Here is a 9,509-nt window from a genome sequence, read left to right on the forward strand (position 1 = left end):
CCCCCCCCCCCCCCCCCCCCCCCCCCCCCCCCCCCCCCCCCCCCCCCCCCCCCCCCCCCCCCCCCCCCCCCCCCCCCCCCCCCCCCCCCCCCCCCCCCCCCCCCCCCCTTTTTTCCAAGCAAAAGACGGCATCCAAGATACACCGGAGACAGGAGTTGAGACACACGCTCTTCCGATCTGCGGCGGCCCGGTGCGCGGCGGCCCGGTACGCCGGGCGCGTACGCGGCGGCCCCGTACGTCCGACGCCCGGCCGACGCGGCCGGTTCGCCGCGTCGACCGGATGGCCAAGTGCCCGTGCGGCGAGGATGATCCACGTATGGACATCCGCCTGTCCTCGGCCAAGGGCCGCTGGGTCGTCCTGACGACCGTCCTCGGCTCCAGCATGGCCCTGCTGGACTCCACCGTCGTCAACGTCGCGCTGCCCCACATCGGCGACGACCTGCACGCCAGGCTCGGCGCCCTGCAGTGGATCGTCAACGCCTACACGGTCACCCTCGCCGGGCTGATCCTGCTCGGCGGCTCGCTCGGCGACCGCTACGGCCGCCGGGCCGTGTTCGTGACGGGCGTCGTCTGGTTCGCGCTCGGCTCGCTGATGTGCGGGCTCGCCCCGAACACGGGCGTCCTCATCACCGCCCGCGCCCTCCAGGGCATCGGCGGCGCCCTGCTGACCCCGGGGTCGCTCGCGATCATCCAGGCCAGCTTCCATCCCGACGACCGCTCGCGCGCCGTCGGCATCTGGTCCGGGCTCGGCGGCGTCGGCGCGGCCGTCGGTCCCTTCGTCGGCGGCTGGCTGGTCGACGGGCCCGGCTGGCGCTGGGTGTTCCTGATCAACCTGCCGCTCGCCGCGGTGTGCGTGCCGGTGGCGCTGCGCCACGTCCCCGAGACGCGGGACCCGGCGCACCACGGCCGCTTCGACGGGCTCGGCGCCGGCCTCGGCGCGGCGGCGCTCGCGCTCGTGACGTACGCGCTGATCGCGAAGGACTGGTGGGCGGGGGCCGCGGGCCTGGTGGCCGGCGCCGTTTTCGTCCTCGTCGAGAAGCGGCGCCGCGATCCGATGCTGCCGCTGTCGATCTTCTCCTCGCGCCAGTTCACTACCGTCAACCTGGTCACGCTGTGCGTGTACGCGGCCTTCGGCGGGTTCTTCTTCCTGTCCGCGCTCCAGTTGCAGGTCGTCGTGGGCTACTCGGCGCTCGCCGCCGGCACGGCGCTGCTGCCGACGACGGTGCTGATGCTGCTGTTCTCCGCGCGCTCCGGGCAGCTCGCGGAACGGATCGGGCCGCGCATCCCGCTGACCGTCGGGCCGCTGCTGTGCGCGTGCGGGATGCTGCTGATGACGCGGGCGGGCCCGCACTCCTCGTACTTGCCGGACGTGCTGCCCGCGCTGCTGGTGCAGGGCGCGGGGATGGTCACGCTGGTGGCCCCGCTGACGTCCACGGTGCTGTCCTCCGTCGACACCGGCCGCGCGGGCCTGGCCAGCGGCGTGAACAACGCGGCGGCGCGGGCGGCCGGCCTGATCGCGGTGGCCGCGCTGCCGCTGCTCGCCGGCATGGGCCCGGAGGCGTACCGCTCGGCGTCCGCGTTCGACCACGCCTTCGGCCGGGCGATGCCGATGTGCGCGGGCATCCTGCTGGTGGGTTCTGTGACCGCGTTCCTCACGGTCAGGACCGCCGGTACGGCCGGTACGGCCGGTACGGCCGGCACGGCCGGCACGGCCGGCACGGCCGGCACGGCCGCCGAGGAGCCGGCCGGGGCCGGTGCGGTGGGCGAGGAGCCGCACGTCCATCCGGAGTGCAGGATCAACTGCGGGCTGTCCGCGCCCCCGCTCGAACCCGACCGTGCCGATCCGGTCCCGCCTCCCGCGCAGGGCGATCCGCCGCCCGCGCAAGGCAGACTGTAGGTATGGCGATCCACGAGAACCTGCTGGGGGGACCTCCCCCCACCGAACTGCCCGACAGCCCCGAGCCGCGCGAGCTGCTGGCCTCGGGCGTGTCCCCCGCCGATGTGGCGGCGAAGTACCCGACGTCCTCGCTGGCCTGGGCCCTGCTCGCCGACGACGCGTGGACGGGCGGCCGCGTCGTCGAGTCGTACGCGTACGCGCGCACCGGTTACCACCGCGGCCTCGACGCGCTGCGGCGCGCGGGCTGGAAGGGCCACGGCCCCGTGCCGTGGGAGCACGAGCCGAACAGGGGCTTCCTGCGCGCACTGCACGGCCTGGCGCGGGCGGCGCAGGAGATCGGCGAGGACGACGAGTACGAGCGCTGCGCGACGTTCCTGCGCGACTCGTCGCCGGCGGCGGCGGACACGCTGGGCTGACGGCCCGGGCCCGGCCTGCCCGGCCGTGCGGCGCCTGGCGGCGGAGCTGTGACCAACCTGGCGGTGGTTCGACGCCGCCGCCCCGGCCCGCCGGGCCCTGCGGTGGCCCTGCGGTGGCAACCGGCCCGTGGGACCGCTGCCGCAGTCCGGGCGGCCCGGTGCGACCCGCGAGGCCTGGGGCACGTGCTGGGCCCCGCAGGTGGCTGTGGGACCGCAGGCGTATGGCCTCGCCGCACCTGGCTGGCGCCGGCTTCCATGCCACCCGCCGGGTTCCGTTGCCCCGCGCCTCGCGGGTCTTCCGCCGCCCGGCCCGCGGTCGTGCGGCCGGGGCCGCCGGGTCCGCCGGGGCGGGCGGGGGCGCGGCGGGGCCGTTATGCTGCGGCTGAGGGGACCGGGGCTCCGAGACCAGTCGTCAGGGAAGGGGCGGACCGCTACCCGGGAGATGCATACGGAGACAGCGATGTCCGAGGATCCCGAGACCCCGAATCTCGACTTCGCGGGGACCACCCCGTACGAGGACTACGTCAAGGCCGACGTCCTCACCCACGCGCAGCACCTCCTGTCCGACGACCCGGGCGAGATGGTCTTCCTCGTCACGACCCAGGTCATGGAGTTGTGGTTCACCGTCCTCGTGCACGAGTGGGAGACCGCTTCCCGCGCCCTGCGCGAGGACCGCGTGCCCGACGCGATGGACGCGCTCAAGCGGTCCATGCGGGAGCTGGAGGCGCTGAACGCGTCCTGGCGGCCGCTCGCGCAGCTCACGCCCGTGCAGTTCAACTCCTACCGCTCGGCGCTCGGCGAGGGCTCGGGGTTCCAGTCCGCGATGTACCGGCGCATGGAGTTCCTGCTCGGCGACAAGTCCAAGTCGATGCTCGTGCCGCACACGGGCGCGCCTCGCGTCCACGCCGAGCTGGAGAAGGCGCTCGCCGAGCCGAGCCTCTACGACGAGGTGCTGCGGCTGCTGGCCCGGCGCGGGCTGCCGGTGCCGCGCGAGGTGCTCGAGCGTGACTTCACCCGCAGGTACGAGCCGGTCACGGCGGTTGAGGAGGTGTGGGCCGCGGTGTACGCCGAGCCCGACCAGCAGGCGGAGCTCGTCCGCCTGGGAGAGGCCCTGACGGACGTCGCCGAGCTGGTGTCGCGATGGCGCGGCGACCACCTCGTGGCGACGCGCCGCGCGATGGGCTCCAAGGCGGGGACGGGCGGCTCCGCGGGTGTGGCATGGCTGGAGAAGCGCGCGGCGCAACCCGTCTTCCCCGAGCTGTGGACGGCGCGTGGCCGTGTCTGAGCGCATGGAAACGACCCCGGCCCGCGAGCGCGCGGCCGAGCGCGAGCACGACCGCGAGCGCGACGCCGACCGCGCGGCGCTCGCCGAGCGTGCCGCGCGCCTCGACGCGTCCGACCCGCTCGCCCCCGTACGCGACCTGTTCACGCTCCCTGGTGGCGACGGCGGCGACAGCGGCGGCCCCGGCGGTGGCATCGACGCCGTCTACCTTGACGGCAACTCGCTGGGCGCCCTGCCCACCCACCTGCCCGAGCGCCTGCGGGACGTGGTCACGCGCCAGTGGGGCAGCCTCGGGATCAGGTCCTGGGGCGAGAGCGGCTGGTGGACCGCGCCCGAGCGGGTCGGCGACCGGATCGCGCCGCTTGTGGGCGCGGGCCCCGGCACGGTCGTCGTCTCCGACTCGACCAGCGTCAACGTCTTCAAGGCGCTCGTCGCCGGGACGCGGCTGGTGGCTCAGGACCGCGACGAGATCGTGGTCGACGCGACGACGTTCCCCACGGACGGGTACATCGCCGAGTCCGCCGCCCGCCTCACCGGCAAGCGGCTCGTGCCCGTCGACCCCGCCGACGTGCCGCGCGCGGTGGGGCCGCGCACGGCCGTCGCCCTCGTCAACCACGTCGACTTCCGCACCGGACGCCTGCACGACCTGCCCGGCATCACCGCCGCCGTGCACGAGGCGGGCGCGATCGCCGCGTGGGACCTGTGCCACAGCGCGGGCGCGCTGCCCGTCGGGCTGGCCGAGCACGGCGTGGACCTCGCCTTCGGGTGCACGTACAAGTTCCTCAACGGCGGTCCCGGCGCCCCGGCCTTCATCTACGTCGCCGAGCGCCACCAGGGCCGGTTCGACTCCCCGCTGCCGGGCTGGAACTCGCACGCGGACCCGTTCGCGATGTCGTCCGCGTACGCGGCGGGCGAGGGGGCCGTACGCGGCCGGGTGGGCACCCCCGACATCCTGTCGCTGCTCGCCGTCGACGCGGCGCTCGACGTGTGGGACCACGAGGCCGTCACCGTCGCCGCCGTACGGGACAAGAGCCTGGCGCTGACGGACTTCTTCCTCGACTGCGTGGCCGCGTACGCGCCGCCCGGCCGGGTCGCCTCGCTGACGCCCGCCGCGCACGCCGAGCGGGGCAGCCAGGTCGCCCTGCGGTGCGCGGAGGCACCCGATGTGATGGAAGCGCTGATCGCCCGCGGCGTGGTCGGTGACCTGCGCAGACCGGACATCCTGCGGTTCGGCTTCACGCCCTTGTACGTGGGGTTCGCGCACGCGGAGCGCGCGGCGCGCGTGCTGGCCGGTGTGCTGGCGGAAGTGGGCGCCTGAGCGCTTGAGGCGCCCACGGCCCCCGGGGGCGGGCGGGCCCGCGTGCACGCGGAGTGATCAAGGGCCCGATGTGCTGGTAGCGTCCCCGCAGGTCGGGCCAATTCCGCCCTCGCATCGAAAGGTTGGACGAGCATGCCGGACGCCGTCGCGCACGGACCCGTGGACGACTGCCGCAGTGGCGGGACGCGTGAGGCGGGCCGTGACACCGGTCGTGATGCTGGACGTGACGCCGGACGTGGTGACGCCGGACGTGGTGACGCCGGGCGTCGTGACGCCGATCGTCGTGACGCCGGACGTGACGAGGCGGAGCACGACTCGCTGTTCTCGCACGCCGCCGTGGCGCCCGACGTCACCGCGGCGTACGGCGAACACCCCGATCAGGTGGTCGACTTCTACGCCCCGAGGGCGGACGGCGCGGCGAGCGCGCCGCTGGTCGTCCTCCTGCACGGCGGCGCCTACCGCGAGCGCGTGGACCGCACGCACCTCTCGCCGTTCGCCGGCTTCCTGGCGCGGCGGGGGTTCGCGGTGGCCGGCGTCGAGTACCGGCGCGGCCCCGGCGTGCCGCACGAGGGCGACGGCACGCCGCCCGCGGGTGACGGCCCGCCGCCCGCGGGCCGCTGGCCGGAGACGTTCGAGGACGTGGCGGCCGCGCTCGACGCCCTCCCCGCGCTGGCACGCGAGGCGCTGCCCCGGGCGGACCCGCGCCGTACCGTGCTGGCCGGCCACTCGGCGGGCGGGCAGCTCGCGCTGTGGGCGGCCGCACGGCACGTGCTGCCGCAGGGCTCGCCGTGGCGGCTCGCGGCGGCGCCGCCGCTGCGCGGTGTGGTGGCACTCGGCGCGCTCGCGGACCTCGGCCTCGCGGCCGAGCTGGCGGTGTGCCACGGTGCGGTGAACCAACTGCTCGGCGAGGGCGAGGAGTTCAAGCAGCGCCAGGAGATCGTCGACCCGGCGCTGCTGCTGCCGACCGGCATCGCGACCACCGTCGTCCAGGGCCGCGAGGACACCACCGTGCCGTACGTGATCGCCGAGTCGTTCGTGGACGCGGCGTCGCGCGCGGGCGAGACGGTGGGTCTCACACTGCTCGAAGGCGTCGGGCACTTCCCGCCGGTGGACCCGGCGGCGGACGCGTGCGCGGTGGCGGCGGAGGAGATCGCCCAACTCGCCTGGTGACGACGCGGCGCGGGCCGCACCTCACCACGCCGTACGCCGCCGGGCGCGCGCGTAGTACCTGGGACGGACCCCGCAGGATCAGCATCACTGTGGACTCCGTGCGGGCCCGCGCCGCCTACCGTTGCAGTGTGACCGAAACTGCCAGGAACACCCGAAGCGGATCCGGGACAGGCGCGGGGGGCTCCATGGGTCCCGCCCCGTCCGAGAGCCCCGAGATGCGCGTGGCCCGCGGGCTGGTCGACGGGTTGCGCGAGGACCTGTTCACCGATGTCCTCGCCTACCGGCCGCTGCGCCCGATGCGTCTCGACGGCCCGGTGTCGCGCCACGTGCCGCGCTCGCTGCGCGTCTACGCCGTGTGGACACCGCACGCCCTCGTCCTGTTCGCCGCTCTCGTCGTCCTGCTGATCGGCATGGCCGGCGGCGGCCCGCTGCGCGCCGTGACGGCGCTGCTTCCGGTCGTCGCGGTGTGCCTCACGCTGGTGCGGCCGACGCTGGCCTGGTGGGTCTCGGCCGCCGAGACGGTGGTGTTCGGCCTGGCAGGCGCCGGCACGTACGGGATGGACACCTTCCTGGCGAGCGCGCTGGCCGGGCACCTGGTCGTCATGACGGTGGTCGCCGCACGCACCCGGCCGCGCACCGCCCTGTGGATGTGGGCGCTGACGGCGGCCTACGGGATGCTCTCCTCCGCGGTCACCGGCTACTACGGCGGTATGGGCCCGATCCTGGTGCTGGCGGCGATGGCGCTGCTGGTGGTGGCGGTCGTGCAGGTACGGGCGTCCGCGCGCCACGAGGTGGCCGTGCAGCAGGGCGTCACCGCGGTGGAGCGCGGCCGGCGGACGCTGCTGGAGGAGCGCACGAACATCGCCCGCGAGCTGCACGACGTCGTGGCGCACCACATGTCGGTGGTGGCGATCCAGGCGGAGGCCGCCCCCTACCGGGTGCAGGACCCGCCGCCCGAGCTTGAGCAGGCGTTCGCGACGATACGGGAGAACGCGGTCGCCGCGCTGACCGAGCTGCGCCGCGTGCTCGGCGTCGTGCGCGCCGCCGACTACCAGGCGCCTGACGCGCCCCAGCCGACGCTCGCGGACCTCGACGGCCTGCTGAAGAACGTGCGGGAGGCGGGCCTCGACGCGGAGAAGGCCGTCACCGGCGCGGTGCGCACGCTGCCGCAGGGCGTCGAGCTGTCGGCCTACAGGATCGTGCAGGAGGCGCTGAGCAACGCGCTGAGGCACGCCCCGGGGTCGACGGCCAGGGTGGAGATCGGGTACGTGCTCGGCGGGCTCGGCCTGCGGGTGGTGAACACGGCGCCGCAGGGGCTCGTGAAGCCGTCGCCCGGCGCGGGCCACGGGCTGACGGGGATGCGGGAGCGGGTGGCGATGCTGGACGGCGAGATGTCGACGGGCGGCACGGAGGACGGCGGGTACGAGGTGGCGGCGTTCCTGCCGGTGCCCGCACGAGCCGAGGCGGACAGGCCAGGGGCGGACAGGCCGGGGGCGGACCGGCCAGGGGCGGACAGGCCCGGCGGCCGTACGGCGGAGGCGGGGGAGTGACGATCCGCGTGGTCGTCGCGGACGACCAGATGATGGTCCGCGAGGGGTTCTCCGTGCTGCTCGGCGCCATGCCGGACATCGAGGTCGTCGGCGAGGCGGTCGACGGCCGCGAGGCGGTCGCGCGCGTGGCCGAGCTGCGCCCCGACGTGGTGCTGATGGACATCCGCATGCCGGAGATGAACGGCATCGACGCGACGCGCGAGATCGTCGCGTCGGACGCGGACGCCAAGGTGCTCGTCCTGACGACGTTCGACCTGGACGAGTACGTCTACCAGGCGCTGCGCGCCGGCGCCTCCGGGTTCCTGCTGAAGGACGCGTCGGCCAGGCAGCTCGCGGACGCCGTCAAGGTGGTCGCGGCGGGCGAGGCGCTGCTCGCGCCGTCGGTGACCAGGCGGCTGATCACGGAGTTCGCGAAGCTCGCGGACACCCCGCGCGCCCCGACGGCCGCCCGCGTGGGCGACCTGACGGAACGGGAGACCGAGGTCCTGGTACTGATCGCGCAGGGCCTGTCGAACGGCGAGATCGCCGGGCACCTGGTGGTGGCGGAGTCCACGATCAAGACGCACGTGAGCCGGATCCTGGTGAAGCTGGGCCTGCGCGACAGGACGCAGGCGGCGGTCTTCGCGTACGAGGCGAGGCTGGTCACCCCGGGCTGACGCCCGGGCGCCCCGGACGGGGGAGCGGGCGCCCCGGGCGGGGGCGCGGCCACTCGTGCGAGTGATCGACGGGCATATGCCGGACGGGGGCACGGCGGGGGCGTCAGGCTGGTGCCCGTCTGACAGGAGGTGCACGATGACGGTCATGGCCGACCGTACGCCGCAGATGGGCGTGGACGAGTTCGAGAGGATCGCCGCGTTCGCCGCCGCCGAGACCGACACCGTCAGGTTCGAGTTCATCGACGGACGGGTCGGGGTGAAAGGCGTGCCGGACGGGGACCACGGCGAGATCCTTCTGTGGCTGCAGACGGTGTGCATGCAGCATCGGCCTGACCTCGGGCTCTACGTGGAGCAGGGGCTGCGCGTCGAGACGTACCGCAAGGGGCGTGCGCGGCCTGACGGCTGCTTCGCGCCGCGCGGCAGCTTTTCCGGGCAGGGGGAGTGGGGCGATCCGTCAGGGGTGCTCATGACTGTCGAGGTGACGTCGTTCGACTCCGACACCAACGACCGGGACCGCAAGGAGAAGCCGCCCGCGTACGCGGGCGCGGGGATCCCGGCCCACCTACTGGTCGATCGCGACGCGTGCACGGTCACCGTGTACAGCGACCCGCGCCCGGACGGCGGCGGCTACCGGGAGACGCACACGGTGGCGTTCGGCGTTCGCGTCCGGCTGCCCGACCCGGTCGGTATCGAGCTGGACACCGAGGAGCTCAAGAACTACGTGCGCTGAAGGGGCGGCCGGCGGCCCGGCCCAGCCGGCCGGTGGGCCGGCGGGCTCACCACGCCGGCGCGTCCCCGCCCGGGTGGGCCGGGAGCGTCAGGCTCCAGGCCGCCGGGTGCAGCGTCCAGGTGCGGGTCCTGACCGGGCCCGCCACCCGTCCGTCCGCGTGGTAGCGGAAGTCCGGGCCCGAGATCGTCACCGCCGCCGCCGTCGCCCGCACCGGCTCGCCGCCGCCCGGCAGCCGGACGGCCACCTCCGCGTACCCGTCCCCCGGCGCGCTCACCGCGACGCCCGCCACCGGCCTGTCCAGGTCGCTGAGCAGCACACCGTCGGCCTCCACCCGCAGCCGGTGCGTCACCGAAGGCCCCGGAGCCGCCGCCGCGGGGCGCACCAGGCCGCGGACGACGAAGCGGCACGCGTCCCACACCGCGCCCCCCGCGCGCGCGTCCCTCCGGCCGGGCGCACGCCGGGGCGCCCGGCCGGACCCACGGGCGGACCC

8 protein-coding genes and 1 pseudogene are annotated in these 9,509 nt (G+C 75.2%); 8 read left to right on the top strand and 1 reads right to left on the bottom strand.

What is annotated here, in order from left to right; all coding sequences use genetic code 11:
- Positions 1 to 316 precede the first annotated feature (316 nt).
- The 8 genes from JFN87_RS29465 to JFN87_RS29500 all read left to right on the top strand — a co-directional run bounded on the left by JFN87_RS29465 (position 317) and on the right by JFN87_RS29500 (position 9,019).
- Positions 317 to 1,897 (top strand): MFS transporter, encoded by a 1,581-nt coding sequence (locus JFN87_RS29465; RefSeq protein WP_209344966.1) that lies wholly within the window; start codon positions 317 to 319, stop codon positions 1,895 to 1,897.
- A gap of 2 nt (positions 1,898 to 1,899) precedes the next feature.
- Positions 1,900 to 2,313, top strand: coding sequence for a DUF3151 domain-containing protein (locus tag JFN87_RS29470; protein WP_209344968.1), 414 nt, complete (start codon positions 1,900 to 1,902; stop codon positions 2,311 to 2,313).
- 460 nt (positions 2,314 to 2,773) lie between these two features.
- Entirely contained in the window at positions 2,774 to 3,598 is an 825-nt protein-coding gene (locus tag JFN87_RS29475) for a tryptophan 2,3-dioxygenase family protein (RefSeq protein WP_245182513.1), read from the top strand.
- 4 nt (positions 3,599 to 3,602) lie between these two features.
- Positions 3,603 to 4,913, top strand: a complete 1,311-nt coding sequence (gene kynU / locus JFN87_RS29480; protein WP_209344972.1) for a kynureninase — start codon at positions 3,603 to 3,605, stop codon at positions 4,911 to 4,913.
- Between the two features lie 132 nt (positions 4,914 to 5,045).
- Entirely contained in the window at positions 5,046 to 6,083 is a 1,038-nt protein-coding gene (locus tag JFN87_RS29485; protein WP_209344974.1) for an alpha/beta hydrolase, read from the top strand.
- 185 nt (positions 6,084 to 6,268) lie between these two features.
- Complete coding sequence (locus JFN87_RS29490) at positions 6,269 to 7,633, top strand: sensor histidine kinase (RefSeq protein ID WP_209344981.1); 1,365 nt, start codon at positions 6,269 to 6,271, stop codon at positions 7,631 to 7,633.
- The gene (locus JFN87_RS29495; RefSeq protein ID WP_209344976.1) at positions 7,630 to 8,289 is read left to right on the top strand and encodes a response regulator; all 660 of its coding nucleotides are present in this window, start codon (positions 7,630 to 7,632) and stop codon (positions 8,287 to 8,289) included. The genes JFN87_RS29490 and JFN87_RS29495 overlap by 4 nt, the downstream gene beginning before the upstream one ends.
- Positions 8,290 to 8,425: 136 nt before the next feature.
- Positions 8,426 to 9,019 (top strand): Uma2 family endonuclease, encoded by a 594-nt coding sequence (locus JFN87_RS29500; RefSeq protein WP_209344978.1) that lies wholly within the window; start codon positions 8,426 to 8,428, stop codon positions 9,017 to 9,019.
- Positions 9,020 to 9,065: 46 nt separating this feature from the next.
- On the opposite strand, the pseudogene JFN87_RS29505 reads toward JFN87_RS29500, so the two are convergent.
- Positions 9,066 to 9,509, bottom strand: a pseudogene (locus JFN87_RS29505) (diacylglycerol kinase); the annotation flags it as partial.

It is taken from the genome of Streptomyces montanisoli (assembly GCF_017813245.1).
GTDB lineage: Bacteria > Actinomycetota > Actinomycetes > Streptomycetales > Streptomycetaceae > Streptomyces > Streptomyces montanisoli.